Origin of the sequence: Qipengyuania sp. (assembly GCF_964227205.1) — a bacterium.
In the GTDB taxonomy this organism is placed as follows: domain Bacteria; phylum Pseudomonadota; class Alphaproteobacteria; order Sphingomonadales; family Sphingomonadaceae; genus Qipengyuania.
The window spans coordinates 112,451-137,642 of record NZ_CAXQVB010000005.1 but is presented as its reverse complement, the minus strand read 5'-3'; the positions used below and the strand labels follow the sequence as shown (position 1 = coordinate 137,642).

The window sequence follows — 25,192 nt, the reverse complement described above, 5'->3', positions numbered from 1 at the left end:
ATCCTTTCATGCCCGATTATGTAGGATGCCGCGGGTGAATGGCAAGTTGACCCGCTGACCGGAATTTCCGCTCTCAGGCAAACAGCCGGTCGATCAGCCAGTAGGCGCCGACGATCCCGACCGGATAGGAGGCGAGCCGCAGGACAAGTGGCTCGTCTTTCGGGCGTAGCCGCCGCAGCAATCCGAGCAACGCCAAGACTGCACAGATCACCAGCAGCTGCCCGGCCTCGACCCCGAGATTGAAGCTTACCAACGCCGCCGGCACCTCGCCCTCGGGCAAGCCGATCTCGCGCAGGGCCCCGGCAAAGCCGAAACCGTGGAGCAGCCCGAAGGCAAAGGCGACCAGCCAGGGCAGCCGCCGGGTCAAGGTTTCGCGCGTACCGCGCGCGATCTCGACTGCGAGGAAGACGATCGACAGCGCGATCAGCGCTTCGACCACATCCTGCCGGAGCCCCGCGAAGCCGAGCGTCACCGCCGCCAGCGTCAGCGAATGGGCGAGCGTGAAGGCGGTCGCTGCCTTCACCACCGGCCAGCCCCGTCCGACCAGCAGCACCAGCGCGATGACGAACAGCAAATGGTCCCAGCCGGCGAGAATATGCTCGACGCCAAGGGCGAAGTAACTGCGCCAGACCTGCGTCGCGGATGGTTTTGCGGCAATCGTGGCGCGCGGTTCCTCGTGCGTCAGGCGATAGACCTGCACGGGCCGGTCGAGCGGAGCGACCCGCAGGATCGCCTCGCTCTGGCCGACGAGTGCGGGCCAGCCGAGGCTCTGCCCGGCAACCGGGCCTTCGCAGACCACCCTGGCATTGCCGGTCACCGCAAGCGGGGCGACGCGGCGGGCTATCGCGCCGGTGATGCGGCAGCTGGCGGGTAGCAGCGGGCTGAGATGGCGATCATCGGCCGCGCTGGCGATCGGTTGGCGCCAGCCAAGCTGCCATGTGTCGGGAGACATCTGCTCGAACTGGATCGCGACCGGGCGCATTTCGTCGGCCCATGCGGGCGCGGCCAGACCCAGCATCAACAGCGCGGCCAGCCAGCGGATCATTCGATCTCGACCCTATAGGCCTCGCGCAGCAGGTCGTAGGCACGCGCGCGCCGTGCCGCGATGGTCGCGCTGCGCCAGTCGGCCTCGACGCGCTCGCGGATTTCGGAAAGGGGCGGAACACGGCCTTCCTCGCGCCGGGTAAAGCGGACGAGGTGCCAGCCGTAGCCCGATAGGAACGGCCCCTGCCATTCGGATCCCGCCTCCGCGTCGGAGAGTGCATCGGAAAACTCGCGACCGAACACTGCGGCGACCTCGCCCGGTGACTTGCAATTCACGCTGCGCGGCAGGCTGATCGGCTGGCCTTGCGGGTCTGGCCGTTTCAAGGCTGCGCGCGCGGCGGCCTGCGTGGTGAAATAGGCCTGTTCGAAGCTCACCACTCCGCCCCGCTCAAACTTGCCCGCGTGATCGGCCCGCCATTGTTCGAGCACCGCTTCCGATGACTGCGCCATTTCCGCCTCGGCCCCGGCCAGCTCGTCCATCTTGGTCGCCAGTCGCCGCCGGACCACGGCGTCGCCCTCGTCGAGACCCAGCCGCAGCGCTTCGCGATAGAGCACTTCCTCGCGCACCCAGCGCGCGATCGCGGCGTCCAGCTCGGCATCGGTCGGCGGGCGGCCCATCATCCGCTCGAAGCCCAGCGCGATGCCCGCCTGCCGCTCGCGCGTGAGATGGATCGTCCGGCTCGCCGGATCGACCGGATCGCCGATCAGCGCCAGCGCGCCCCAGATCGCGGCCCCGGCCAGCAGGAAATGCGCGAGCGGATCGCGCAGCGCCTTGCGGATCATTCCTTGTCCATGATGCGCGGCGCATCGTCCGGGCCGCGGCGCGGACGCAACCAGACAGGCGAGGAATAGGCGCGTTCCTGGATCACGTTGGCTTCGACAACCTCGGGGGGAAGGTCGACGCCAAAACGCTTCGAATCAAACAACACCCAGCTCGGCGTGGGAATCTCGATCACGCGGACGTAATAGAAGGCGCGCTGGCCGGGACGATAGTCGGGATCGCGCCACGTCGCGCGCAGTTCGGCAGCGCCGACCGAATTTGTGTAAGTCGCTTCGCGGCGAACCACCGTGTCGCCTACCGGGGGCACCTTCCCGCCGACACGGCGACGTTTGCCGTCCATGTCGGACCAGGCAACGTCGTAGATGCGCTCGTGCGCCTTGCCGCTCGCATCGACCCAACCCTTGATCACCTGGACGCGGTCGAGATTGGCGCCTTCGGGATCCTTGAGCGCGGAGATCAGGAACACCGGAGGCTTGCCCGTATCTTTGAGGTCACCCCCCATCGGCACGCCGCGCGCATAGCCCGCGCGCACCCAGTCGCCGTCCCAGTCGGTATCGGTGAAATCGTGCCCCGCGAAGAGACGCAACACCATCCGCGGGCCGGTTGTGGCATAGACTTCGCGCCGCATGAAGGCGTCGAATATCTCGGCCCGCGTGTTTCCGCGCGCCCAGGCTGCGGCATAGCCGCCTGCGAGATAGTGCCACCCGAAGCGCCCCTGCCGCGTGCCGAGGTTCTGGCTTTCCATTGCCCGCCCCTTGCGCGGTTCGACGCCGGTATGCTTGCCGAAGAAATTGTCCTCGTCGCCGGTGGCCAGCGCGGTGTGGCTGTCGGTCGAACCGATCAGGCCGAAGGCATAGGGGTTCACTCCCATGCGCTGTTCGAGCGTCAGCCCGCGCATCAGCGCGCTGCGGACATAGCTTCCGGCATACATATCGGGCGTCGTCTTCTGCGTCAGCGGGAGATTGCCGAGTTCCCATCCGGCGACCCCGAAAGCGGCGAATTCGTCATTGGGCGAAAGGAAGGGATGCGTCTCGCTGTCGCCCTTGATCTGGGTCGCCTCGACCACCGGCTCCCAGCGCGCGCGGCGCCGGGCATAATCGGCGCTCATCGGCCCGCCGTCGGGGCCGATGAGGTCGAACATCAACCCGTTCGAAAGGTTCGAATTGTGCGGGATGGCCAGCACGCGCCCCCCGGTGTTCGCCTCATAGGCTTCCATGTAATCCCATAGCTGCTCGGGTGTGGTATCGAGGCCGGGAAAGGGCACGATTTGCCCGGTCTTCACGCTCCCGTCCCTGAACATCACGACGCGGTGGAGATTGTTGCCGTCGGGCATCAGCGTCCATTCGAAGCCGGCGAATGCGGTGAATTCGCCCGGACGGTTGTAGCGGTCGAGCGTGGCGAGATGGTTGTCCCACAGCTCGCGCGTCGCCTTCGCCTGCCGCTTCGGATCGCGCAACGCCGCGGGGATCTCGTCGCTCGCGGCGGCAGTGATGAGTTCACCCACCGCGCGGGTCGATTGCTCGGGGCTCTCGTGCATCATGTCGTACCAGCGCCGGAGCGTCGGGTCGCGCACCAGCATGCGCGGCGCATCGTAGAGCCGCCGGGTCGCGCCCATGGCGTCGGAGTGATCGGAGATGACGAGGAAATCGAGCGGGCGGTCGAGCTGCGCCTCGATTCCCGTGGTCGAGGTGATCTTGTCGCCTCGTGCGAACTTCAGGGCATCTTCCGCCCCCAGCCGGACGCCGAAGCCGAAGGCGTCGACCGAAATGTCCGTGTGGAGGTGGGTGTCGCCCCAATAGGGCCGGTCGGGAAATTCGGCCAGCTCGATGGTGTCGCTGCCATCGCCGCGCTGGGCCTCGGTCGGCTCGCCCTCTCCCGCCAGGCCGCAGCCGGCCAGTGCCACAACCGCCAGCGCGACCCAGCTCCTTGTGATCCTCTTCACCGGCACTCCCCTCCCGATTGCCATTTGCAACCGAATGTGCGCCACTCCGCGCCATCCGGTCAAGGCCGCCGCTAGAAGAAGGGCAGGCCGCCCCCATCGCCGCCGCCCGAGGAATTGACGTACATCGCGACGCCGATCGCCGTGGCGATCGCGGTGAAGATCAGCGAGCCCAGCACCAGCGCCCCGTCCCGGACGGTCAGCGCAAGGCCGAGGATGGCGATCGCCAGCATCGGGATCGAGCTGGCAAAAGGCAGGAATTCGAGCGGAGGCACAGCGCCGCACAGGGCGAGAATCGTCAATGCGATGACCTTGATCGCCGGGCCCCGAGTCAAGCCTTCGAGCCGCCCCTCGCTGTGCCGATCGAGGAAGTCCCCAAGTCCGCGCAACTTGCGGATGGACTTGTGCAACTTCCTCGATCCGACGGCACGGTCCTGCACGAATTGCGGCATCCACACGTGCTCGCGCGCGAACAGCATCTGGCCGGCGATGAGCGCGATGAACAGTGCGAGCGCAGTCGGAACGCCCGGAATGCCACCGACCGGAGTGATCTCGAGCAATGCCGGGATCATGATGAAGGGGCCAAAGCTGCGCCCCCCGAAATCGTCGAGCACGTCGCCGACACAGACGGTGTCGCCATGCGAGGCGAGCTCGTCGAGCTCACCCAGCACCTCGCTCACGCTGGTCGGTTCCTTGTGCACCAAACATGCCTCCCCTTGCCCCCGAAACGTTCCAGACGGCAAAAGGTTACAGCCGGGTCAATCCGGCCGCTTCCTGAGCAGCGCCGAGCGCTCGCAGCGACATACCACCTCGCCGCGCTGGTTGACCGCTTCGTGGAGGAACGTGACGATTCCCGCATCGGGCCGCGACTTGCTCTCGCGCAGGGCGATCACCTCGCTCGTCGCGTTGAGCGTATCGCCGAGGAATACCGGCTTGGGCATGACCAGCTTGTCGTAGCCCAGATTGGCAACCAGCGTGCCGAGTGTGGTGTCGCCGACGCTCAGCCCTACCATCAGCGAAAAAGTGAAGGTCCCGTTGACCAGGATCTGCCCGAACTCGCTCTCCTTCGCCGCTTCCACGTCGAGGTGGAGCGGCTGAGGGTTGTGCGTCATGGTGGTGAAGAGAAGATTGTCGGTCTCGGTCACCGTACGGCGGATGTCGTGTGCCAGCTTGTCGCCGACTTGCCACTCGTCGAAAAACTTGCCCGCCATCAGCCGTGACCCATCACCGCCTTCACCTCGAGGAAGTCGTGGAAGCCCCACTCGCCCCACTCGCGGCCGTTGCCCGACTTCTTGTAGCCGCCGAAGGCTGCGTTGAGGTCATAGCCGCCGTTGATCGCGACGCGACCGGCGCGGATACGCTTGGCGAGACTGCGGGCGAGTTCGATATCCTCGCCGGTGATCGCGCTGGCAAGGCCGTATTCGGTGTCGTTGGCGATGCGGATGGCGTCGTCGTAATCTTCGTAACCGAGGATGCAGAGCACGGGACCGAAGATCTCCTCGCGCGCAATGGTCATGTCATTAGTCACATCGGCGAAGACGGTCGGCTTGACGTAGTGGCCGGTCTCCAGCCCCTCGGGCTTGCCGGGGCCGCCCGCGACGAGCGTCGCGCCTTCCTCGATACCCTTTTCGATCAGGCCCTGGATCTTGTCCCACTGCGCGCGGCTGACCACCGGGCCGATCGTGGCATTGCCCTTGGGATCGCCGGGGATGACGCCCTCGGCAGCTTCCTTCGCCGCGGCCTTGGCTTCTTCCATCCGCTTGTGCGGCACGAGCATGCGGCTGGGCGCGGTGCAGGTCTGGCCAGAATTGCCCATCATCGCGACGGTGCCCTTGGCAACCGACTGTGCGAAAACGCTGTCGTCGAGCACGATGTTCGGGCTCTTGCCGCCCAGTTCCTGCGCCACGCGCTTGACCGTATCGGCAGCGTTCTTGGCGATGAGGATGCCCGCGCGGGTCGAGCCGGTGAAGCTGACCATGTCGATGTCGGGATGGCCACTGATCGCCTCGCCCACGCCCGGCCCGTCGCCATTGACGAGGTTGAAGACGCCCGCCGGCACGCCCGCCGCATCCATGATTTCGGCGAAAACATAGGCGTCGAAGGGCGCGATTTCACTAGGCTTGAGCACCATGGTGCAGCCCGTCGCCAGCGCGGGGAAAACCTTGCAGGCGATCTGGTTCAGCGGCCAGTTCCACGGGGTGATCATGCCGACCACGCCGATCGGCTCCCACACGTGCAGCGTGGGGCCGTCCAAGCGCTCGAACTCGAAGGCCTCGAGCACTTCGATCGCCTTCTGGCAGTGGCCCGCGAGCAGGCCCACGTGCGGACCGGTGGCGAGACTCATTGGCGCGCCCATTTCGTCGCTGACCGCGGTTGCGAGATCTTCCTTGCGGTTCTCGATTTCGGCCTGGATCGCGCGCAGCAGCGTCAGCCGTTCTTCCTTGCTCGTCTGGCTGAAGGATTCGAAGGCGCGGCGCGCAGCAGCAACGGCCTTGTCGACGTCGGGTTTGGTGCCGAAGCTGATGTGCCCGATGGTTTCTTCCGTGGCGGGGTTCTCGACCGGCTGGGTGTTCGGCTCGACCGGGTCGACCCACTGGCCGTCGATGTAGAATTTGGTGCAATCGCGCATCTCAGTCTCTCCTTTGCGCGCAGCCCTAGCTCTCTTGCTGCCAGCGCGCCACTACCTGATCGCCGTCTTCCGCACTGTCGCGGATGGTATTCGGCGTGCGGTCGAAACGCGGGGCAGGAGCGGTGTGCCAGCGGCCGCCATGTTCGACGAATGCGCCGCGCGCCTTCATGTGCGGATGGTCCTTCGCATGGTCGAGTGGGACGACCGGCGCGAAGCAGGCATCGGTACCTTCGAGAAGCTCGCACCACTCGTCCTGCGTCTTCGTGGCGAAGAGTGCTGCGAGGTCCTCGGCATAGTCATCCCACGTGGCGGGATCCATCTGGCGCTCGCGCAGGTGCTCGGGTGCATCGGCGCGCTGCAGCAGTTCGGCATAGAACTGCGGTTCGATTGCGCCGACGCTGACCTCCTTGCCGTCCTTGCAGGTGTAGCAGCGGTAGAAATGCGCCGCGCCGCCGAGCAGGCCCGCGCCGCGCTCGACCGTGCGCAGCGCGCTGTGCGGCTGGCCGTAGAAGAAGCTCATCAGGCTGGTCACGCCGTCGACGATCGCCGCATCGACCACCTGCCCCTTGCCGCTCGACTGCCGTTCGAACAGCGCGGCAAGGATGCCCATCGCGCAATACATCGACCCACCGCCGAAATCGCCGACGAGGTTCTGCGGCGGTACCGGCAGCTCGCCGCGCTTGCCGATGGCGTCGAGCGCTCCCGTGATCGCGATATAATTGAGGTCGTGCCCTGCCGCCTGCGCCAACGGACCGTCCTGCCCCCAGCCGGTCATGCGCGCATAGACGAGGCGCGGGTTGGCAGCGAGCATTTCGTCGGGGCCAAGTCCGAGGCGCTCCATCACGCCGGGGCGGAATCCTTCGACCAGCACGTCGGCATGGGCGAGCGCCTTCTTGACGAAGGCCTGCCCCTCTTCGCTCTTGAGATCGACCGCCACACGGTGCCTCGCGCGCTCGACCACCGGGTTCATCGGCTGGTGTCCGGCCCGCTCGATCCGCACGACTTCGGCGCCCATGTCGGCGAGCATCATCGCCACGTGGGGACCCGGGCCGATGCCCTGGAATTCGACGACCTTGAGGCCGGTCAGCGGACCGTTGCTCGACATTGCTTCTCTCTCCTCAGAAACTCTTTGGCAGATCCAGCACATGCGTCGCCACATGGCTGAGGATCAAATTCGTGCTGATCGGCGCGACCTGGTAGAGCCGCGTCTCGCGGAATTTGCGCTCGACGTCGTACTCCTCGGCAAAACCGAAGCCGCCGTGCGTCTGGATGCACATGTCGGCGGCGAACCAGCTGGCCTCGCTCGCCAGCATCTTGGCCATGTTGGCCTCGGTCCCCGCACCCTCGCCCGCATCGAACATGCGCGCCGCCTTGGTCACCATCTCGGCGGCGGCAGTCAGTTGGACATAGGCGCGCGCGATGGGGAACTGGACGCCCTGGTTTTCTCCGATCGCGCGTCCGAAGACATTGCGCTCCTTTGCATAGGCGCTGGCCTTGTCGATGAAGAAGCGCCCGTCGCCGATACATTCGGACGCAATCAGGATGCGCTCGGCATTCATGCCCGACAGGATGTAGCGGAAGCCCTTGCCTTCCTCGCCGATCAACGCGGACTTGGGCACCCTGAGATCGTCGAAGAACAGCTCGGTCGTCGCGTGGTTGAGCATGGTGCGCACGGGCCGCACGGTGAGCCCGTTGCCGACCGCCTCGCGCATGTCGACCAAGAGCACGCTCATGCCCTCGGACGGCTTGGCGCATTCCTCGCGCGGGGTCGTCCGGCAAAGCAGCACCATCAGGTCCGAATGCTCGGCACGGCTGATCCAGATCTTCTGTCCGTTGACGACATAGTGGTCGCCCGCGTCCCTGGCGAAGGTGGAAATGCGCGTGGTGTCCGTCCCCGCCCCCGGCTCGGTCACGCCGAAGGCCTGGAGGCGCAGCCCGCCGCTGGCGATCTTGGGCAAATACTCGCGCTTCTGTTCTTCGCTGCCGTGCTTGAGCAGTGTGCCCATCGTGTACATCTGTGCGTGGCAGGCGCCGCCGTTGGAACCCGAACGATGGATTTCCTCCAGCACCGCGCAGGCCGCCTCGAGCCCGAGGCCCGACCCGTCATACTCTTCCGGGATCAGCACCGAGAGGAAGCCCGCCTCGGTCAGTGCGCGCACGAATTCGGTCGGATAGGCCCGCTCGCGATCGAGCGCTCGCCAGTATTCGCCGGGGAACTTCGCGCACAGCCGCCGCACAGCCTCGCGGATTTCCGGAAAAGTCTCGCTCAAAATTCCGTCTCCCATTGCAACCTGTTTGGCGCGGGGAGGAGGCTTTGGCAACGGGGGTAAGGAAACTGGATGCCCCGTGAGGATTCGAACCTCAATTGACGGAGTCAGAGTCCGTAGTCTTACCATTAGACGACGGGGCATCAGCCGTCCGGGCGGGCGAGAATCGCATGGCCGCTCCGGATTGGAGGCCGCGCATCTAGTTTCGTCGCCGCACAAGGTCAACCCCGCGTCTGCGCCCACCCCTTGCCCCGCCCCCGCTTCGCGGCTAGCGTCGCCGACAAGTCCCCGCGCACAAGGGTTTGCGCGGGAGGAATAAAGAAAGCTCTCGCACATGGCGGACCATCCTCCGCCGGACACGAAAAGGGGGCACGGGACACAACGGGGCGGCAAGTCCGGCAAGGTAGCCGATTTCCGCTACAAGCGCCCCTCCCGGCCCGATGGCAAGCGCAGCGACCGGCGCAAGGCGCCGCCTCGCGATGGCGCCGTCGCCCCTCCCTCCGGTTCAACTTCGCTCCCGCGCTCTGGCTCCCCGATGCGACGGCAGGCCTATGCCGCACTCGATCTCGGGACAAACAACTGTCGTTTGCTGATCGCGCGGCCTTCGGGCGAGAACTTCACCGTGATCGATGCTTTCAGCCGGGTGGTGCGGCTGGGCGAGGGCTTGGCCGTGAGCGGCAGGCTGTCCGACGAAGCGATGGAGCGCACGCTCGCCGCGCTGCATGTCTGTGCCGAGAAGCTGCGCCGCAGGAATGTGCGCCTTGCACGTTCGGTGGCGACCGAGGCCTGTCGCCGCGCCTCGAACGGCGCCGCCTTCATCGAGCGGGTCCGGCGCGAAACCGGCATCATGCTCGACATCATCTCGGCGCAGGAAGAGGCGCGGCTCGCCGTGCTCGGCTGCCATGTTCTGCTGGAGGAAGGAGCAGGCCCCGCGATCATATTCGACATCGGCGGCGGGTCGACCGAGCTGGTGCTGGTACAGCCGGGCGAGAAAGTGCCCCGCATCCTCGACTGGCTCAGCGTTCCCTGGGGCGTGGTATCGCTGACCGATACCGTCCAGGGATCCGACGAAAGCGAAGCGACGCGGCTCGACCGCTATGTCGCGATGCGCCGGACCGTCGGGCGCAGTTTCGCCGAATTCGCAGAACGCATCCGCGAGCACACGCAATCGCCCGAGCCGATCCGCCTGCTGGGAACCAGCGGCACCGTGACGACGCTCGCCAGCCTCCATCTCGAACTGCCGCAATACGACCGCCGCGCGGTCGACGGGCTGATCGTGCCCTCGCAATCGATGCGCGACATCTCGCGCCGACTTTCGCGGATGAGCGCGCCCGATCGCAAGCGCCTGCCCTGCATCGGCGACGATCGTGCGAACCTCGTCATTGCCGGATGCGCGATCCTCGAATCGATCCTCGACATCTGGCCGGCGCAGCAACTCGGCGTGGCCGATCGCGGCATTCGCGAAGGCATTCTGCGTAGCCTGATTGCCGCCGATGCCGAAGGCGAGCGCAGTCGGGCCGCGCTGCAGCGCATGCGAGAACAGGATGTTTAGGTCTTCTGTGACGTGCGGCCGGGACCTCTGCCCTGCCCTTTCGGCACCGGCGTGGGCCGGAGCAGCCGCAAGGAAAGCGCGGCTGCGCTTCACGCACGCAATGAGGAAAAACTGATGTCACGCTCGGGCAAGGACCGCGATACGCGGGTGCGCACTGCGAAGAAGCGTACCGCGAGTTCGACCCGCTGGCTGCAGCGCCAGCTCAACGATCCCTATGTCAAGCAGGCCAAGGCCGAGGGCTATCGCAGCCGCGCGGCCTACAAGCTGATCGAACTCGACGAGAAATTCGACCTGTTGAAGGGCGTCACCCGCGTGGTCGATCTCGGCATCGCGCCGGGCGGATGGAGCCAGGTGGTCCGCAAACTGAAACCCAAGGCGCATGTCGTGGGCATCGACCTGCTCGAGGTCGAGCCGATCGACGGTGTGACCATCTTCCAGATGGATTTCATGGACGACGATGCGCCGCGCGTGCTCGAGGAAGCGCTCGGCGGCAAGGCCGAACTGGTGATGAGCGACATGGCCGCCAACACGGTCGGCCACAAGCAGACCGACCATTTGCGCACCATGGGGCTGGTCGAGGCGGGCGCCTGGTTCGCCATCGAGAACCTTGCGCCCGGCGGCACCTTCCTCGCCAAGGTACTTGCCGGCGGAACCGACAGCGATCTCCTCGCCCTGCTCAAGAAGCACTTCAAGACGGTCAAACATGCCAAGCCGCCCGCTAGCCGCAAGGGATCGAGCGAATGGTACGTAATAGCGCAGGGGTTCAAGGGGTAATCCCCCTGGGGCTGATACGAAAAGGGCCCCGCCGCAGCGGAGCCCCTCGAACCTTGCGAACCAAGGCGGGCGTCAGGCGCCGGTCTTGGCACCGCCGTCATTGCTGGCCGCCGCGCCACTTTCGGCCACCGGCTGGTCGGCGCCCATCGCGCCCGCGGCTTCGGCCGCACTCGCTTCGGCACCCTCGACCGGACCCGGGCCGGCGCCAGGCGCATCCGCGCTCTCGGCGGTCTCGGCTTCGGGAGCTGCGGGTGCCGGATAGTCGGGCCCGCCGCCATTCGCCTTGAGATAGGCGATCACATTGGCGCGGTCTTCCGGCTTCGACAGACCTGCGAAGCTCATCTTCGTGCCATTGGCGAAACCGCGCGGATTGGCGAGCCAGGCATCCATGTCCTCATAGGTCCAGGTGCCGCCGTGGCCCGACAGCGCAGAACTGTAGGCGAAGCCCGCGGCATGCTTGCCGATCGGCTTGCCGAGCACACCATAGAGATTGGGGCCGATGCCGTCGGCCCCGCCTTGGTTGACCGTGTGACATGCGGTGCACTTGGCAAAGACCTTCTCGCCGGCCGCAGGATCGGCCGCAGCGAGCAGAGTGCCGAGATCGGGGCCGGCGTCTTCGCCACCCTCTTCGGCCGCGCCTTCGATGAAGAAGCCCGGCTCTTCGACATGCGGATGCTTGTCGGCAGCGAAATACATGCCCGAAACGATGGAGCCGCCCAGCGCCACGATCCCGGCGAAAAGGACCCAGCCAGCAGCGGTGTTGAAACGATCGTCCATTGCGTAAAATACCCGGCAGAAATCGGTTGGTCGGATGGTTGGGCGCCGCTCTAGTGCGCACGGCGGGCTTTCGCAAGAGTGCAGGCGGCAATAGCGCTTGATGGCGGGGGACGCCCCCCGTAACGCGCAGGACATCATGCGCCAATTTGCCAAGCCCGCCCTTGCTCTCGTCGATTCGATGCGCGAAGCCGCCGCCGAGGACCCGCTGCGCGCGATCGCCTTCGGCGGAGCGCCGGGCTCGAACTCGCACCAGGCCGCAATGCAGTTCGCGCCCGACGCGCTGCCGCTACCCTGTTTCAGCTTCGAAGATGCCCTCGCGGCGGTCGAAAGCGGCGCCGCAGGCTGCGCGATGATCCCGATCGAGAATTCGCAGCACGGGCGAGTTGCGGATATACATTTCCTGCTGCCCGAAAGCGGGCTGTTCATCGTGGCCGAACATTTCATGCGCATCACGCATTGCCTGATGGCGCTGGGGCAGGGCCCGTTCGAGGCGGCCTACAGCCACCCCCAGGCGCTCGGCCAGTCGCACAAGTTCCTCTCCGAACGCGGGATCGTCGGGTTGAGCCATGCCGATACGGCGGGCGCAGCGGCCTATGTCGCGGAGATGGGCAAGATGGACGTCGCCGCCATCGCCCCCGCGCTCGCCGCCGATCTCTACGGCCTCGAGATCGTCGAGCGCGAGGTCGAGGATGCGCATGACAACACCACGCGCTTCGTGGTGCTGGCCAAGGAAGCGCTCGATCCCGCCGCGCTCGACGGCGCGCAGGCGATGACCACCTTCGTCTTCGAGGTGAAGAACATCCCCGCCGCGCTCTACAAGGCGCTCGGCTGCTTCGCGACCAACGGCGTCAACATGACCAAGCTCGAAAGCTACCAGAAGGGCGCGAGCTTCGCCGCGACGCAGTTCTTCGCCGATATCGAGGGCGCCCCGGGCGAGCCGCGGGTCGATACCGCGCTCGAGGAACTCGCCTTCCAGACCAATGGCGTTCGCCTTCTCGGCAGCTATGCGCAGGCGCGCAAGCGCGGCTGATCCCCGAGCGGCCTTCCCGCTTCGCTGCGAAAGGCCGGGCCTTACTCGTCAGCGTAGATCGCGACTTCGTCGACGCCGTCGCTGGTCGCGCGCCCGCGATACATGCCGCTGGTGTTGAAGCTGAAGAGCGCGTGGCCTTCGGGCGTGACGAGGATAATCCCGCCATCGCCGCCGAGCGCCTTGACCTCATCCATGACGTCGTCGGCCGCCCGCTGCGCGATCTCGGCATCAAGAGCCAATTCCGATGCGTGGATGATGTATTCCGGCAAGCCGTCGGCATCGCGCGGAACGCCTAGCTGTTCTTCGAGAGCCGCGATGCGGAAATCATAGCGCAAGCGCGCGCATATTTCGTGGGCAACGCCGACGCGGATGAAATACTCGCCCCAGCCCGTCGCCGAGATAGCGCAGCTGCGGTTGTCGGCGTAGGTGCCCGCGCCGATCAGCGGGCTGTCGCCGATCCGGCCCCAGCGCTTGCCGGTCATTCCCCCGGTAGAGGTGCCCGCGGCCAGATTGCCGTGGCTGTCGAGCGCAACCGCGCCGACCGTTCCGAACTTGATGTCGACATCGAGCGCGGAGAGCCTCTCTGCTTTCATCCGCTCGAGCGCCTCGCGCCGTGCGTCGGTATCGAACCATTCTGGCGGCATGAGCTCGAGCCCCTGCTCGGCGGCAAAGGCTTCGGCCCCCTTGCCTGCCAGCATGACGTGCGGGCTGTCGGTCATCACCTTGCGCGCCAGGAGGATCGGGTGGCGGATGCCGGTGACGCCCGCAACTGCGCCGGCGTCGCGCGTGCGACCGTCCATGATCGAGGCGTCGAGTTCGTGCGTCCCGTCCCAGGTGAACACCGCGCCGCGCCCGGCATTGAACTTTTCGTCGTCCTCGAGCCTTGTGATCACCGCTTCGACCGCATCGAGCGCATCTCCCCCGCCCGCCAGCACCGCCTTGCCCGCATCGAGCGCCTGCTGCAGCGCCGCGCGATAGGCCGCATCCTGCTCGGCGGTCATGTTCTCGCGCGCGATCGTGCCGGCCCCGCCATGGATGGCGATCGACCAGCGCGGATCGGCCTCCTGTGCCGTGGCGGGCAAGGCGAATGCGACGCAAAGCGCAGCGAGCGCGCGGACGAAGGGCACTGAAAATCCTCTCATTCGAAGGCGATAGCACACAGACTTATCCACTTCACGCGCGAATGCGCTTTGTAGATTTCCGACACGCATGATAGCCCTGACGCTACGGAACCAATGGGGAGAGGTTTCATGATGTTCGACCGCTATCGTTTCGACGAACAGCTGGCGATGGACCTGGGGGAAAAGATCCTTTTTGCCATCGTCGCGCTGGTCGTCACCTGGCTCGCGGCGAAGGCCGCCAAATGGGCCTTCGCCAAACTCGTCGACACCGTCGATTTCTTCAAGCGCGGGACCGGCAGCGGCCAGTCGCTGGGCGAATCGCTGGGCAAGATCGTGTCCTTGCTGATCTGGCTGTTCGGCCTGCTGATCGTGCTCAACATTCTCGAACTGGGCGGGGTCGCGGGCCCGATCGACAGCCTGCTCGAAAACGTCGTCGCCTTCCTGCCCAACCTGCTGTGGGCCGGCCTCATCTTCTTCATCGGCATGATGGTCGCACGGATTGCGCGCGACCTCGTGGTGACCACGCTGCAAACGGTCGATTTCGACAAATGGGCCAATCGCGGCGGGGTCGACAATGTCACCGGCAACACCGCGATCAGCCGGACCATCGGCACGATCGTCTATGTCCTGATCGCGATACCCGTGGCGATCGCAGCGCTCGAACAGCTGGGCATCGATTCGATCAGCGGCCCCGCCTCGCGCATGCTCGAAATGATCTTCGCCGCTATCCCGAACATCATCGCCGCGGCGGTGCTGCTCGGCATCGGCTATCTCATCAGCAAGTTCGTGGTGCAGATCGTCAAGGAAATCCTGCCCGGGCTCGGCGTCGATCGGGCGCTCGAGGAAAGCGGGCTGGTAACCGAGGGGACGACCGCATCGGGGATCATCGCCCGGGTGACGCAGGTGGCGATCATCCTGTTCTTCGCCATCGCCGCGACACGGCTGCTCGGCTTTCCCGAGCTGACCGCTATCCTCGACCAGCTGCTCGAGCTGGGCGGCCGGGTGATCTTCGGCGCGGTGGTCATCGCCTTCGGCTTCCTCATCGCCAACCTGCTTGCGCGGCTCATCGCCGGCGATGCCGGAGGGACCACGGCGGCAACCATCGTCCGCTGGGCGACGATCATCCTGTTCGTATTCATGGGGCTGCAGTTCACCGGTATCGGCGGGATGATCCCGGCCAATGCGTTGACGATCCTGATCGCCGGCATCGCTGTGGCCGGCGCGCTCGCCTTCGGTCTTGGCGGTCGCGACTGGGCGGCGCGCAAGCTGGAGGAAATGGACAACGACCTGGGCGGCGGGACTGCAAGCCCGCCGACGCCCCGGGCCAATCCCAAGGCAGCGCCGAAATCGGATGCACCACTGCCGCCGGGCAGCTGACCCGGAAAGCCCTCCGGGGAACGCACATCGGGGCGCGGGAATAACCCTCCCGCGCCCCTTTTTCTGTGCTAGGCCCCAGCCCGAAGGGAGACAGCGCATGAGCACATTCGGATTCGAGAGCACTGCCGACGAAGTCCTCGAGGGCAAGGACCTGAGCGGGCGGACCGCGCTGATCACCGGCGGCTATTCTGGCCTCGGCATGGAAACCGCTCGGGCGATGGCCGCCAAGGGCGCGCATGTGATCCTTTCGGGCCGCGACGCCACCAAGCTGGCCGCCGCAGCGGACGAGATCGCCGAGACAACCGGCGCCAGGGTCGATACGCTGGTCTGCGACCTTGCCTCGCTCGATAGCGTGCGCGCGGCGGCCAAGGACGCCAACGAGCGTTTCGAGAAGATCGACCTGCTGATCAACAATGCCGGCGTCATGGCCTGCCCGCTCGGCCGCACGGCGGACGGATTCGAGATGCAGTTCGGCACCAATCACCTGGGCCATTTCCTGCTCACCAACCTGCTGATGCCGCTGATAGAAAAGGGCAGCGAGCCGCGTATCGTCAACCTCTCGAGCCGCGGTCACCACATCGACCAACTCCATTTCGACGATCCGAATTACGAGAGCCGCGACTACGATAAATGGCAGGCCTATGGTCAGTCGAAGACCGCCAACATTCTCTTTTCGGTGGGGCTGGAAAAGCGGCTCGCCGCCAAGGGCATCCATGCCTACGCGCTCCATCCCGGCGGGATAATGACCAATCTCGGACGCCACATGACCGAGGAAGACCGCCAGTGGATGATGGAGCGCATGCGCAAAGCGGCCGAGGAAACCGGCCAGCAGGGCCAGGGCTTCAAGTCCATTCCGCAGGGCGCGGCGACCACTTGCTGGGTCGCCACCGCCGACGAGCTGGCCGGCACGGGCGGGCTCTACTGCGAAGATTGCCATGTCGCCGAGCGCAACGACGACGATCCGATGGGCGGTGTCCGCAGCTATGCCGTGGACGAGGGCAACGCCGAGAGGCTGTGGACGCTGAGCGAGAAGCTGGTGGGCGAAACCTTCGCCTACTGACCGACCTCTTCGATCCACCCTTCGGCCACCCAGCGGGCGAGCATTGCACCCGCTTCGGCAATGCCCTTCTCTTCGCCCAGCGCCGCGGCGAGTGTGCCGCAGACCTCGCCCCAACGGGCACCGGCGCGGAAGGATTCGAGCGCCCGACCTTCCCGTTCCGGACGCAGCACGAAGGCCGGGCACTCGCCCTCGCGCCAGACCACCGCAATCTGCGGGACGTCGAGCGATACGAGATCCGCTTCGCCTTCCCCGGCGAGCGAGGACCAGAGGCGCAAGAGATCGTATGTCGCGGGAAGACAACGGAGCGAGGGCATGAGGTCGAGCGTGAATCGCTCCCAGTCATGCTCGCCGAATTTTGCGGTGGCGGCGGCAAAGCCTTCGGGGGTCAGCGCCGCGGCATCGCGCGCCGTGAAGGCAAGATGCATCGCCCATTCGAGCGCGGCGAGTTCGGCAACGTCGGGATCGCCTGCAATGAGCGCGGCGCAGGTTTCGGCGAAGCCTTCGCCGGCCAGGTCGAGCGTCCAGCCATTCGGCGGATGCGTGATGCAGTGATGCGCAGCGGCGCGGGCGAAGGCGGTATCGCCAACCAGCCGCTCGGTCCGCTCGAAGGTCGAGCGCAGCGCCTCGACCAGCGCGCTGCGGTAATTGTTGCGATAGATCGCCAGCCCGCGCGCTTGCCGCTCCCCCCAGCCTTCAGGCAGCGCCGCGTCTTCGTCGAGAATCGCGCCGAGAACCGCCGCCTGCCGCTGCGCCAGCGCGCTCATGCCGCGGCGCTCCTCTCGCACGAGCCTGCAATGGTTCGGGCGCGATCGAGCTCGTGCAGCAGCTCGGCGAGAGGCGGGATGGCGTCGTCACGCTCGATCATCGTGGCGACGGGGCCGGTTCGGGCGATGACCTTCGCATAGAGCGCCCAGACATCATCGCACACCGCGCGATCATGCGTATCGATGATGATCTCGCCCGGCTGGTGCCCGGCAAGGTGAATCTGCCGGACGCGATCCAGTGGGAGACCGGCGAGATAATCGGCGGCGGAAAAATCGTGGTTCCGCGCGCTCACATAGAGATTGTTGACGTCGAGCAGCAGGTGACAGCCCGTTCGCCGCGTCATTGCGTCAAGAAATTCCCATTCGGGCATCTCGTCCTCGGGAAAGGTAAGGTAACTCGAGGGGTTTTCGAACAGCATCGCCCGACCGAGCGCCTCCTGCGCTCTGTCGATATTTTCGCAGACGATTGCGAGCGCCTCGCGCGTCAACGGCAGCGGCAGGAGGTCGTGGCTGTTGTGCGCGCTTGTACGGGTCCAGCACAGGTGATCGGAGACCCACAAAGGTTCGATCCGCTCGACCAGCCTGCGCAGGCGGACGAGATAGTCCGCGTCGAGCCCTTGGGCAGAACCGACCGAAAGCGAAACGCCGTGGAGGATGACCGGGTGCTCCTGCCGTACGCTCTCGAGGATGCGCAGCGGTTTGCCCCCATCGACCATGTAGTTTTCCGAAATGACTTCGACGAAATCTACCGGCACCGCGCCCTCGAGGAAGTCGGCGTAGTGCGGGCGTCTGAGACCCAGGCCGAAGCCGTAAAACGGGGGGATGTCCTCCATGGAAGGTGATGCGATAGGTGGCGACCCGGCATGCCCGATCGGGGGGCGAATGGGGCAGCCGGGCCGCCGGGGCTTCAGCCGAGGTCGCCGATCGTACCGCCTTTGGCTAGGCAGTCACCCGCCTTCATCGCCTTGAAACCGTGACCCTTGCATTCGTTCTGCCCCTTGCACTCGTGCTGCGTCGTGGCGCAGTCGGCGGTGCCCTTGCAGCTGTTGACGCCGTAGCAGTGGACCATGTCCTCGGCGCCAAGCGCGCGACCACTGCTGCCGGCGGGCGGTTCGGCGGCGAATGCGGCCATGGAGGACAGCGCGAAAGCGGCCGCGGCGGCGGCACTGGCGGGTTTGCGGATGGCGGTCATGATGTCGAATCCTCTCCTGTCGTGCTGCGCGAAGATGCGCACAGGGCCTTCTTCGCTCGCCCTGCCGCACCGGTTACACGACCCGAAAATTCGCCTGTGCTGTAACGCGCCGCCCCGACCCGGCGAATGTCTCCCTGACCCCGGCCCGACGCCGGGTCCCATTGGCAAACCCATCCGGGAGAGATTTCATGACCGCAAAGCCCCTGACCCACCTTGCCCGTATCGCACTTGCCGCCAGCGCGGCCGCCGGCCTCGCCGCCAGCCCCGCCGCGGCGCAGAAGAAGCCCGCGATGGAAAAGTGCTACGGCGTCGCCAAGGCGGGCGAGAACGACTGCGCGGCTGGTCCCGGAACCAGCTGCGCTGGCACTTCGACCCGCGACTATCAGGGCAATGCCTGGAAGCTGGTCCCCAAGGGCACCTGCGAGAAGACCAAGACGCCCAAGGGCAAGGGATCGCTGACCCCGGTCCAGCGCTGAGCGGCATTGCGGCCCATTCCGATGCACACCTTCCTCGCCCGCTACGACAGTCTCGCCGCATGGCTCGCCTCGCGATGGCCCGAGGGTCTGGCGCTGTTGCTCACCCGGGTGGCGCTGGCGGGCATCTTCTGGCGCTCGGGACGCACCAAGGTGGCCGAAGGGACATTGCTGACAATCGGCGAGCAGGCGCGCTTCCTGTTCGAATACGAATATACCGGCCTGCCGCTACCCCCGGCCATCGCCGCCCCGATGGCGACCTATGCCGAGCATCTTTTCCCGATCCTGCTGGTGGTGGGCCTGTTCACCCGGCTTTCCGCGCTGGCCCTGCTGGCGATGACGCTGGTGATCCAGGTCTTCGTCTATCCCGAGGCCTGGTGGCAGACGCATATAGTGTGGGTCGCGCTGGCGAGTGTGCTGCTGTCGCGCGGCGGGGGCCCTCTGGCGGCCGACGCGCTGCTCGCGCGTGCCCGCGCCGAGTGATAGGCTCACCATGGGAGCCCCGCGATGATCGCCGACGAAGCCAGCCTCGCACGGTTGATGGCCGCCTCGCAAAAGGGCGATGCAGCGGCCTATCGTGTGCTGCTGGCCGAAGTCCGGCTGTGGCTCGAACGCTATTTCCGCCGCCGGGTCGCCCCCGCACAACTCGACGATCTGGTGCAGGAGGTGATGCTGGCGATCCATGCCAAGCGCGCGAGCTGGGACCCGGGCCGGGCCTTCCTTCCCTGGCTCGCGGCGATCGCGCGCTATCGCTGGATCGACCATTTGCGCAAGGTCTATCGCAAGGCCGAGGGCGAGCTGGGCGACCACGATGCGATCGCCGACAGCGACGAGGAGGCGGTCATGGCACGGATGAGCCTCGAGCGATTGTTCGTGCACCTGTCTGCAGGACAAAGCGAAGCCATCGAACTGGTCAAGATCGAGGGGCTGACGATCGCCGAAGCATCGGCACGAACGGGCCAGAGCGAGAGCCTGGTCAAGGTGAATATCCATCGCGGATTGAAGAAGCTTTCCGCGCTCGTAGAGAAAGCAGACTGACATGAATCGCGTGCCCCAATCGCTGATCGAGGAACTTGCCGCGGACCTTTCCCCCGTCCGCCCGATGAAGCCTGGTCGCGGCATCGCGCTGGTCGGTGCGGCCGCGCTTGCGAGCGTGGTTCTGGTCGCCCTGATCGAGGGGCTTTGGCGCGGGATCGCCACGGGCGAGGCATCGGCGCTGTTCTTCATCGCCAACGGCATGTTCGGCCTGCTCGGCGCAGCCACCGCGCTGGCGGCGATCCGCATGGCGTCGCCGCGAGTCGGCAATCATCATGACGGCGCGCGCTGGGCCTTGGCAATGGCCGCTCTGCTGCCTGCGGCCGCGATTGCCGTGCTCGGCCTGCAGGGAGGGCTGGCCGAGATCGTACACGATCCCTACGGGCTCGGATGCTTCCTTGCCGGGGCGGAGTTTGGCGGCATCACCTTCGTCGCTCTCATCGCCTGGTTGCGGCAGGGAGCACCGGTGTCGCCTCCGCTGGCAGGTACCTATGCCGGGATCGCGGCAGGCGCGCTGGGCACCTTCGCCCATGGCCTCGCCTGCCCGGTCGATACGCTGGCACACCTGGGGAGCTGGCATGTCCTGCCGGTCGTCCTCGGCGGCGTGATCGGCCGGATTGCGGTCCCGTCGCTCGTCCGCTGGTGAGCGACGTTCGTCCGGCCCGTGCTTGTCAAGCTTCGCAACAGGCGGCACCCCTAGCGGCGACATCCAGAGGGGAAGCCAGATGAAGACCTTTGCCGCCGCCATCGCGCTCGCCGTGGCGCTGCCCGCCGTTCCGCTCGCCGCACAGGAAGAAGCGACGGCACCCGCCAATCCGCAGTGGGTCGAGACGAGCAATGCCTATACCCAAAAGCTCATCACCTTCGAGGCAGGCTTCTTCCCGACCGGCGCCAGCTCCGCCGGCTACGAGCAGTACGACGGGCTGGTTAACGACATGGCGCTCGATCGCGACGAGCGCTACCTCGCCGGAGCCCGCAAGCTGCGCTCCGAATTCGCCGCCGCAATGGCAGTCGAGCCCAACACCTACGTCAAGCAGGACCTCCAGATCCTGATCGATGCGCTCGACCTGCGGATCGAGGGGCTCGAGCTCGAGCGCCGCTACATGCTCGAATTCGCCGAAGTGCCGCAGGGCATGTTCCAAACCATCGGGACGCTGCTGTCCGAACAGACCGCACCTGGCCGCCGCGCGAAGGCGCTTGAGCTGCTGCAACGCTACACCGGCATCTGGCCCGACAGCGAGCCGTTGACCGAATTGGCGAAGCGCCGCTTCGAGGCCAGCCGCGGGCAGGACAAGATGGGGCCCTATGCGGTCGAGGTCCGCGAATCTATCGACAAGATCCCGACTTTCGCCACCGGCATCCGCGAACTCTTCGACACATACGGGATCGATGGCGCCGACGAAGCGCTCGACGCGATGGACGCGCAATTCGCAGATTATGCAAAATGGACCGAAGAGGTGGTCCTTCCCGCCGCGCGCGACAATCCGCGCCTGCCCGAGGAACTCTATGCTCTTGCGCTGAAGAACTGGGGGATCGATGCCGACCCGCGCGAGGCGATGAGCCAGGCGCGGCGCGGTTTCTACGAGATCCGTGCACAGATGGAGGCGCTTGCCCCGCAGATCGCCGAAAAGCACGGCTGGGCCGAGACCGACTATGCCTCGGTCATGAAGAAGCTCAAGGAAAGCACGATCCCCAATGACGAGATCGAGGAATTCTATCGCGGCGTGAATGGAGAGCTCGAGGCGAAAATCCGCGAGCACGACATCGTCAGCCTGCCTGACTATCCGCTTGCCATGCGGGTGGCCTCCGCCGCCGAAAGCGCCGCCCAGCCCGCGCCGCATATGCGCCCCCCGCGCCTGATCGGCAATACGGGTGAGCAGGGCACCTTCGTGCTCACCGTGGCCAACCCGACCGCAGGCGAAGGCGAGGCCTACGACGATTTCAACTTCCCCGCCGCGAGCTGGACGCTGAGCGCGCACGAGGCACGACCGGGGCACGAGATGCAATTCGCCGCGCTGGTCGAGCAGGGCGTCAGCCTCGCCCGGCTTCTCTACGCCTTCAACAGCGTCAACGTCGAAGGCTGGGCGCTTTATGCCGAAGCCGAAATGCTGCCCTACGAGCCGATCGAAGGCCAGTTCATCGCCCAGCAGTTCCGCCTGCTGCGCACCGCCCGCGCCTTCCTCGACCCGATGCTCAACCTCGGGCTGATCAGCCGCGAGGACGCCGAGCGCGTGCTGCGCGAAGAGGCGCTGTTCTCTCCCGGAATGGTCAAGCAGGAACTCGACCGCTACCAGTATCGCATGCCCGGCCAGGCCGGCAGCTACTATTACGGTTATCGCAAGCTGATCGACTTGCGGATCGAGGCCGAGGTGGCGCTGGGTGACAAGTTCGACGAGAAGACGTTCAACGACTTCCTGCTCGGCCAGGGAATCATCCCGCTCGAGCTGATGGCCAAGGCAGTGCGCGAGGAATTCATCCCCTCGCAGCGCTGAGGCGCCGCCGCGCTAGAGCCAGCGCAGCCGGCGGAAGGCCACGATCAGGCCGATGAACAGCAGTCCGCACAGGGCGACCACGGCCCAAAAGGCGTCGGGGTCGTCCATACCGGGCATGCCCCCGACATTGATGCCGAGCAGGCCGGTGAGGAAGGATAGGGGCAGGAAGATGCCCGCGACGATGGTCAGCATGTAGGTCGCCTGTTCGCTGCTCGCGAGGCTGCGCGCGCGGATTTCGTCCTGCAGCACCAGCGCGCTTTCCTTGCTGATGTCGATATCGTCGAGATAGCGGCGCAACCGCGCGATGCTCTCGGCGATCTCGCGGCGGTCGCTCGCGTCGAACCAGGCTGGCGCATCACGGCTGATCTGTTCGAGCGCTTCGTGCTGGGGCGCCATGTGCCGCTTCAGCGCAAGGCAGTTGCGGCGGATCGTCGATATCCGCTTGAGCATGCTTTCGGCGTGTTCGTCGGGGTCGTCATCCTCCAGCGCGTCGAGCACGTCGTTCATGTCGACGATCGACTGGCTCATTCGCGCGATCATGAGTTCGGCCAGCTGGGTGATCGTCGCCCCGGCATCGGGCGGTCCTTCCCCCTCGTCGAGCTGCGCCACCACCGCGCGCGGGGTCTGCAACGGGTGGCGCCGCAAGGTTACCAGCCGCCGCCCGTCGCTCCAGAACTGCATGGATATCATGTCTTCGGGTTCGGCCCCGGGATTGAAGTTGATCCCGCGCAGGGTTCCGACCAAAGTCATGCCCTCGCGGAAAGCGCGCGGGCGGGTCTGGTCGCTGGTCAGCAATTCGGCGGTCGGCTCGGGAATGCCGAAATTGTCCTCGAGCCATTGCTGCACGCCCGGGCGGGTGCGGCAGATATGCAGCCACAGCACCTCTCCCTCGGCACAGGGCTGCCAGCCCTGTGCCTCGTCCCAGCCGACTGGGCGGGCGCCACCCTTCCCGTCGAGCACCCGGCCGAACAGCAGCGGCGTATCTGTATCGGCGGCGTCGGTCGGCTCGGGCATGCCGCACTGGATGCCGCATCGCCGCGCTTCGGGAAAGAGGGAATGCGCCAGCCGTCGATACGCAGCGTCATTGCCCCTTCATATCGGGGGGACTATATCGCACCCCATGTCTTCCGTACGCCCGTGGCGCGACATCGAGCGCCGTCAGTCCCGCCAGATCTTGGTCGGCAGCGTCCCCGTCGGGGGCGACGCGCCGATTACCGTGCAGACCATGACCAATACGCCGACCGAGGATGTGGGTGCGACGATCGACCAGATCCGCCGCTGTGAGGAAGCGGGCGCCGACATCATCCGGGTCTCGTGCCCGACCGCGGAGGCGACCGAGCATTTCGACCGCATCACCAAGGCCGCAAACGTCCCGATCGTCGCCGACATCCACTTCCACTACAAGCGTGCGCTCGAAGCGGCGGACAAGGGCGCGGCCTGCCTGCGTATCAATCCGGGCAATATCGGTTCCTCCGAACGCGTTGCCGAAGTGGTCCGCGCGGCCAAGGCCAATGGCTGCGCGATACGTATCGGGGTGAATGCCGGGAGCCTCGAGAAGGATCTGCTGGAAAAATATGGCGAGCCCTGCCCCGAAGCGCTGATCGAAAGTGCGCTCGACCATATCAAGCTGCTGCAGGACCACGATTTTCACGAATACAAGGTTGCGGTGAAGGCTAGCGACGTGTTCCTTGCGGTGGCCGCCTATCACGGGCTGGCCGAGGCGGTGGACTGCCCGCTGCACCTCGGCATCACCGAGGCGGGTGGCCTCGTCGGCGGGACGGTGAAGAGCTCGATCGGCATCGGCAGCCTGCTGTGGGCGGGGATCGGCGACACGATCCGCGTTTCGCTTTCGGCGGAACCCGAGCAGGAAGTGAAGGTCGGCTACGAGATTTTGAAAGCGCTCGGCTTGCGCACCCGGGGCGTGCGCGTGGTCTCCTGTCCCAGCTGTTCGCGCCAGGGCTTCGACGTGATCCGCACCGTGGAAACGCTCGAGAAGCGGCTCGAACACATCAAGACGCCGATGAGCCTTTCGGTGCTCGGCTGCGTCGTCAACGGCCCCGGCGAAGCGCGCGAGACCGACATCGGCATTACCGGCGGCGGCAATGGCAAGCACATGGTCTATCTCTCGGGCGTGACCGATCACCATGTGAAGTCGGACGACATGCTCGACCATATCGTGGCGCTCGTCGAAGCCAAGGCCGCCCAGATCGAAGCCGGCGAAGCGGTTGCCTTCGATCCGCACGCGCAGCCAGCGGAGGCCGCGGAGTAGGCGCTTTACCTTGCCTTAAGGCAGGCCGGGGCATTATCGCGCCATGCGCGAGGCTGTCCTCTTTGCCCTTGTCGTTGCGGTCTTCGTCGGCATCACCGCCATGCCCGGCGAAGCGCCCGATCGGGTGACCGACGGCGCCGAAACTGTCGCAGCGGGCGATACCGTTGCCGGCCGGAAGAATGCCCAGCGCGACAGCTACGCTGCATGGGTCGCAGGCACGACCGAAGTGCCGCGCGCGGCGGACGGACATTTCTACGCCGATGCCGAAGTGAACGGGTCGCGGATCGGCTTCCTGGTCGATACCGGTGCCAGCGTGGTCGCCTTGACCGGCGCGGATGCGCGCGCGGCCGGGCTGGCCTGGTCCGCAGCCGACATCCGGCCGGTGGCGCAGGGTGCCTCGGGCCCGGTTTCGGGCGTTTCCGTCACGCTCGACAATGTCACGCTCGGCGGTCACGAGGCGCGCAATGTCGCCGCGGTGATCGTGCCCGACGGCCTGCCCGTCTCGCTGCTCGGCCAGAGCTTCCTGTCGACCATCCACCCGGTCCGCATCGAGCAGGATCGCATGGTACTGGGCGAATAGCATGCCCGTCCCGCCGCAATCTGCGTGGCAAGGCCG

General features: G+C 66.2%; 26 protein-coding genes and 1 tRNA gene. 12 read left to right on the top strand and 15 right to left on the bottom strand.

Going from position 1 to position 25,192, the window contains the following annotated elements; all coding sequences use genetic code 11:
* Positions 1-73 precede the first annotated feature (73 nt).
* From ACEQZ0_RS12400 to ACEQZ0_RS12360, 9 genes are all read right to left on the bottom strand, one after another.
* Entirely contained in the window at positions 74-1,045 is a 972-nt protein-coding gene (locus ACEQZ0_RS12400) for a HupE/UreJ family protein (RefSeq protein WP_370191120.1), read from the bottom strand.
* Complete coding sequence (locus tag ACEQZ0_RS12395; protein ID WP_370191119.1) at positions 1,042-1,827, bottom strand: peptidyl-prolyl cis-trans isomerase; 786 nt, start codon at positions 1,825-1,827, stop codon at positions 1,042-1,044. The genes ACEQZ0_RS12400 and ACEQZ0_RS12395 overlap by 4 nt, the downstream gene beginning before the upstream one ends.
* Positions 1,824-3,767 (bottom strand): DUF3604 domain-containing protein, encoded by a 1,944-nt coding sequence (locus ACEQZ0_RS12390; protein WP_370191118.1) that lies wholly within the window; start codon positions 3,765-3,767, stop codon positions 1,824-1,826. Before ACEQZ0_RS12390 ends, ACEQZ0_RS12395 begins: the two co-directional genes overlap by 4 nt.
* Before the next feature lie 71 nt (positions 3,768-3,838).
* Positions 3,839-4,465 (bottom strand): exopolysaccharide biosynthesis protein, encoded by a 627-nt coding sequence (locus ACEQZ0_RS12385; RefSeq protein WP_370191117.1) that lies wholly within the window; start codon positions 4,463-4,465, stop codon positions 3,839-3,841.
* Positions 4,466-4,522: 57 nt separating this feature from the next.
* Positions 4,523-4,975 carry a MaoC family dehydratase gene (locus tag ACEQZ0_RS12380; protein ID WP_370191116.1) on the bottom strand — a complete coding sequence of 151 codons (453 nt, stop codon included), beginning with the start codon at positions 4,973-4,975 and terminating at the stop codon, positions 4,523-4,525.
* A complete protein-coding gene (locus ACEQZ0_RS12375) occupies positions 4,975-6,393 on the bottom strand; it encodes an aldehyde dehydrogenase family protein (RefSeq protein ID WP_370191115.1) in 1,419 nt (472 codons plus the stop codon). The genes ACEQZ0_RS12380 and ACEQZ0_RS12375 overlap by 1 nt, the downstream gene beginning before the upstream one ends.
* A 25-nt stretch (positions 6,394-6,418) precedes the next feature.
* The gene (locus ACEQZ0_RS12370; RefSeq protein WP_370191114.1) at positions 6,419-7,498 is read right to left on the bottom strand and encodes a CaiB/BaiF CoA transferase family protein; all 1,080 of its coding nucleotides are present in this window, start codon (positions 7,496-7,498) and stop codon (positions 6,419-6,421) included.
* Between the two features lie 13 nt (positions 7,499-7,511).
* Positions 7,512-8,663, bottom strand: coding sequence for an acyl-CoA dehydrogenase family protein (locus tag ACEQZ0_RS12365; RefSeq protein WP_370191113.1), 1,152 nt, complete (start codon positions 8,661-8,663; stop codon positions 7,512-7,514).
* A gap of 66 nt (positions 8,664-8,729) precedes the next feature.
* Positions 8,730-8,803, bottom strand: a tRNA-Gln gene (locus ACEQZ0_RS12360).
* A 191-nt stretch (positions 8,804-8,994) separates the two neighbouring features.
* On the opposite strand from ACEQZ0_RS12360, the gene ACEQZ0_RS12355 reads away from it, so the two are divergent.
* Together ACEQZ0_RS12355 and ACEQZ0_RS12350 are read left to right on the top strand one after the other, a co-directional pair.
* Positions 8,995-10,212, top strand: a complete 1,218-nt coding sequence (locus tag ACEQZ0_RS12355) for a Ppx/GppA phosphatase family protein (RefSeq protein ID WP_370191112.1) — start codon at positions 8,995-8,997, stop codon at positions 10,210-10,212.
* Between the two features lie 114 nt (positions 10,213-10,326).
* Positions 10,327-10,986, top strand: a complete 660-nt coding sequence (locus ACEQZ0_RS12350; RefSeq protein WP_370191111.1) for an RlmE family RNA methyltransferase — start codon at positions 10,327-10,329, stop codon at positions 10,984-10,986.
* 72 nt (positions 10,987-11,058) lie between these two features.
* Here ACEQZ0_RS12350 and ACEQZ0_RS12345 read toward each other — a convergent pair whose 3' ends face one another.
* On the bottom strand, positions 11,059-11,763 hold the full coding sequence (locus tag ACEQZ0_RS12345) for a cytochrome c family protein (protein WP_370191110.1): 705 nt from the start codon (positions 11,761-11,763) through the stop codon (positions 11,059-11,061).
* Between the two features lie 136 nt (positions 11,764-11,899).
* Here ACEQZ0_RS12345 and ACEQZ0_RS12340 point away from each other — a divergent pair, with 136 nt between their 5' ends.
* Positions 11,900-12,793, top strand: a complete 894-nt coding sequence (locus ACEQZ0_RS12340; protein ID WP_370191109.1) for a prephenate dehydratase — start codon at positions 11,900-11,902, stop codon at positions 12,791-12,793.
* 41 nt (positions 12,794-12,834) lie between these two features.
* Here the strand turns inward: ACEQZ0_RS12340 and ACEQZ0_RS12335 are convergent, their stop codons facing one another.
* Positions 12,835-13,935 carry an isoaspartyl peptidase/L-asparaginase family protein gene (locus ACEQZ0_RS12335; RefSeq protein ID WP_370191108.1) on the bottom strand — a complete coding sequence of 367 codons (1,101 nt, stop codon included), beginning with the start codon at positions 13,933-13,935 and terminating at the stop codon, positions 12,835-12,837.
* Between the two features lie 108 nt (positions 13,936-14,043).
* Between ACEQZ0_RS12335 and ACEQZ0_RS12330 the strand changes: the two genes are divergently transcribed.
* Positions 14,044-15,291: a mechanosensitive ion channel gene (locus ACEQZ0_RS12330; RefSeq protein WP_370191107.1), complete on the top strand. Its 1,248-nt coding sequence runs from the start codon at positions 14,044-14,046 to the stop codon at positions 15,289-15,291.
* Between the two features lie 97 nt (positions 15,292-15,388).
* Positions 15,389-16,351 (top strand): SDR family NAD(P)-dependent oxidoreductase, encoded by a 963-nt coding sequence (locus ACEQZ0_RS12325; protein ID WP_370191106.1) that lies wholly within the window; start codon positions 15,389-15,391, stop codon positions 16,349-16,351.
* Here ACEQZ0_RS12325 and ACEQZ0_RS12320 read toward each other — a convergent pair.
* From ACEQZ0_RS12320 to ACEQZ0_RS12310, 3 genes are all read right to left on the bottom strand, one after another.
* A complete protein-coding gene (locus ACEQZ0_RS12320) occupies positions 16,345-17,115 on the bottom strand; it encodes a putative DNA-binding domain-containing protein (protein WP_370191105.1) in 771 nt (256 codons plus the stop codon). The genes ACEQZ0_RS12325 and ACEQZ0_RS12320 overlap by 7 nt on opposite strands.
* Positions 17,112-17,948, bottom strand: a complete 837-nt coding sequence (locus ACEQZ0_RS12315; RefSeq protein ID WP_370191104.1) for a DUF692 domain-containing protein — start codon at positions 17,946-17,948, stop codon at positions 17,112-17,114. Before ACEQZ0_RS12315 ends, ACEQZ0_RS12320 begins: the two co-directional genes overlap by 4 nt.
* A gap of 74 nt (positions 17,949-18,022) precedes the next feature.
* A complete protein-coding gene (locus tag ACEQZ0_RS12310; protein WP_370191103.1) occupies positions 18,023-18,307 on the bottom strand; it encodes a hypothetical protein in 285 nt (94 codons plus the stop codon).
* Positions 18,308-18,495: 188 nt separating this feature from the next.
* Between ACEQZ0_RS12310 and ACEQZ0_RS12305 the strand changes: the two genes are divergently transcribed.
* The 5 genes from ACEQZ0_RS12305 to ACEQZ0_RS12285 all read left to right on the top strand — a co-directional run bounded on the left by ACEQZ0_RS12305 (position 18,496) and on the right by ACEQZ0_RS12285 (position 22,307).
* Positions 18,496-18,783: a DUF2282 domain-containing protein gene (locus ACEQZ0_RS12305; protein WP_370191102.1), complete on the top strand. Its 288-nt coding sequence runs from the start codon at positions 18,496-18,498 to the stop codon at positions 18,781-18,783.
* A 21-nt stretch (positions 18,784-18,804) separates the two neighbouring features.
* Positions 18,805-19,263, top strand: coding sequence for a DoxX family protein (locus ACEQZ0_RS12300; RefSeq protein WP_370191101.1), 459 nt, complete (start codon positions 18,805-18,807; stop codon positions 19,261-19,263).
* A 24-nt stretch (positions 19,264-19,287) separates the two neighbouring features.
* The gene (locus ACEQZ0_RS12295; RefSeq protein ID WP_370191100.1) at positions 19,288-19,818 is read left to right on the top strand and encodes a sigma-70 family RNA polymerase sigma factor; all 531 of its coding nucleotides are present in this window, start codon (positions 19,288-19,290) and stop codon (positions 19,816-19,818) included.
* Position 19,819: 1 nt separating this feature from the next.
* A complete protein-coding gene (locus ACEQZ0_RS12290; protein ID WP_370191099.1) occupies positions 19,820-20,461 on the top strand; it encodes a DUF1109 domain-containing protein in 642 nt (213 codons plus the stop codon).
* Positions 20,462-20,540: 79 nt separating this feature from the next.
* Positions 20,541-22,307 (top strand): DUF885 domain-containing protein, encoded by a 1,767-nt coding sequence (locus ACEQZ0_RS12285; protein ID WP_370191098.1) that lies wholly within the window; start codon positions 20,541-20,543, stop codon positions 22,305-22,307.
* Between the two features lie 12 nt (positions 22,308-22,319).
* Here ACEQZ0_RS12285 and ACEQZ0_RS12280 read toward each other — a convergent pair whose 3' ends face one another.
* Complete coding sequence (locus tag ACEQZ0_RS12280; RefSeq protein WP_370191097.1) at positions 22,320-23,321, bottom strand: zinc transporter ZntB; 1,002 nt, start codon at positions 23,319-23,321, stop codon at positions 22,320-22,322.
* A 106-nt stretch (positions 23,322-23,427) separates the two neighbouring features.
* Between ACEQZ0_RS12280 and ispG the strand changes: the two genes are divergently transcribed.
* Positions 23,428-24,576 carry a flavodoxin-dependent (E)-4-hydroxy-3-methylbut-2-enyl-diphosphate synthase gene (gene ispG, locus ACEQZ0_RS12275; protein WP_370191096.1) on the top strand — a complete coding sequence of 383 codons (1,149 nt, stop codon included), beginning with the start codon at positions 23,428-23,430 and terminating at the stop codon, positions 24,574-24,576.
* 43 nt (positions 24,577-24,619) lie between these two features.
* Positions 24,620-25,156, top strand: a complete 537-nt coding sequence (locus ACEQZ0_RS12270) for a TIGR02281 family clan AA aspartic protease (RefSeq protein WP_370191095.1) — start codon at positions 24,620-24,622, stop codon at positions 25,154-25,156.
* The last annotated feature ends 36 nt before the right edge of the window (positions 25,157-25,192 follow it).

What these genes read in the sequence shown, in the direction of transcription:
- ACEQZ0_RS12400 (WP_370191120.1), bottom strand. Translation starts at nt 1,045, where the DNA reads ATGATCCGCTGGCTGGCCGCGCTGTTGATGCTGGGTCTGGCCGCGCCC.
- ACEQZ0_RS12395 (WP_370191119.1), bottom strand. Translation starts at nt 1,827, where the DNA reads ATGATCCGCAAGGCGCTGCGCGATCCGCTCGCGCATTTCCTGCTGGCC.
- ACEQZ0_RS12380 (WP_370191116.1), bottom strand. Translation starts at nt 4,975, where the DNA reads ATGGCGGGCAAGTTTTTCGACGAGTGGCAAGTCGGCGACAAGCTGGCA.
- ACEQZ0_RS12375 (WP_370191115.1), bottom strand. Translation starts at nt 6,393, where the DNA reads ATGCGCGATTGCACCAAATTCTACATCGACGGCCAGTGGGTCGACCCG.
- ACEQZ0_RS12370 (WP_370191114.1), bottom strand. Translation starts at nt 7,498, where the DNA reads ATGTCGAGCAACGGTCCGCTGACCGGCCTCAAGGTCGTCGAATTCCAG.
- ACEQZ0_RS12355 (WP_370191112.1), top strand. Translation starts at nt 8,995, where the DNA reads ATGGCGGACCATCCTCCGCCGGACACGAAAAGGGGGCACGGGACACAA.
- ACEQZ0_RS12350 (WP_370191111.1), top strand. Translation starts at nt 10,327, where the DNA reads ATGTCACGCTCGGGCAAGGACCGCGATACGCGGGTGCGCACTGCGAAG.
- ACEQZ0_RS12345 (WP_370191110.1), bottom strand. Translation starts at nt 11,763, where the DNA reads ATGGACGATCGTTTCAACACCGCTGCTGGCTGGGTCCTTTTCGCCGGG.
- ACEQZ0_RS12340 (WP_370191109.1), top strand. Translation starts at nt 11,900, where the DNA reads ATGCGCCAATTTGCCAAGCCCGCCCTTGCTCTCGTCGATTCGATGCGC.
- ACEQZ0_RS12335 (WP_370191108.1), bottom strand. Translation starts at nt 13,935, where the DNA reads ATGAGAGGATTTTCAGTGCCCTTCGTCCGCGCGCTCGCTGCGCTTTGC.
- ACEQZ0_RS12330 (WP_370191107.1), top strand. Translation starts at nt 14,044, where the DNA reads ATGATGTTCGACCGCTATCGTTTCGACGAACAGCTGGCGATGGACCTG.
- ACEQZ0_RS12325 (WP_370191106.1), top strand. Translation starts at nt 15,389, where the DNA reads ATGAGCACATTCGGATTCGAGAGCACTGCCGACGAAGTCCTCGAGGGC.
- ACEQZ0_RS12320 (WP_370191105.1), bottom strand. Translation starts at nt 17,115, where the DNA reads ATGAGCGCGCTGGCGCAGCGGCAGGCGGCGGTTCTCGGCGCGATTCTC.
- ACEQZ0_RS12315 (WP_370191104.1), bottom strand. Translation starts at nt 17,948, where the DNA reads ATGGAGGACATCCCCCCGTTTTACGGCTTCGGCCTGGGTCTCAGACGC.
- ACEQZ0_RS12310 (WP_370191103.1), bottom strand. Translation starts at nt 18,307, where the DNA reads ATGACCGCCATCCGCAAACCCGCCAGTGCCGCCGCCGCGGCCGCTTTC.
- ACEQZ0_RS12305 (WP_370191102.1), top strand. Translation starts at nt 18,496, where the DNA reads ATGACCGCAAAGCCCCTGACCCACCTTGCCCGTATCGCACTTGCCGCC.
- ACEQZ0_RS12300 (WP_370191101.1), top strand. Translation starts at nt 18,805, where the DNA reads ATGCACACCTTCCTCGCCCGCTACGACAGTCTCGCCGCATGGCTCGCC.
- ACEQZ0_RS12295 (WP_370191100.1), top strand. Translation starts at nt 19,288, where the DNA reads ATGATCGCCGACGAAGCCAGCCTCGCACGGTTGATGGCCGCCTCGCAA.
- ACEQZ0_RS12290 (WP_370191099.1), top strand. Translation starts at nt 19,820, where the DNA reads ATGAATCGCGTGCCCCAATCGCTGATCGAGGAACTTGCCGCGGACCTT.
- ACEQZ0_RS12285 (WP_370191098.1), top strand. Translation starts at nt 20,541, where the DNA reads ATGAAGACCTTTGCCGCCGCCATCGCGCTCGCCGTGGCGCTGCCCGCC.
- ACEQZ0_RS12280 (WP_370191097.1), bottom strand. Translation starts at nt 23,321, where the DNA reads ATGCCCGAGCCGACCGACGCCGCCGATACAGATACGCCGCTGCTGTTC.
- ispG (WP_370191096.1), top strand. Translation starts at nt 23,428, where the DNA reads ATGTCTTCCGTACGCCCGTGGCGCGACATCGAGCGCCGTCAGTCCCGC.
- ACEQZ0_RS12270 (WP_370191095.1), top strand. Translation starts at nt 24,620, where the DNA reads ATGCGCGAGGCTGTCCTCTTTGCCCTTGTCGTTGCGGTCTTCGTCGGC.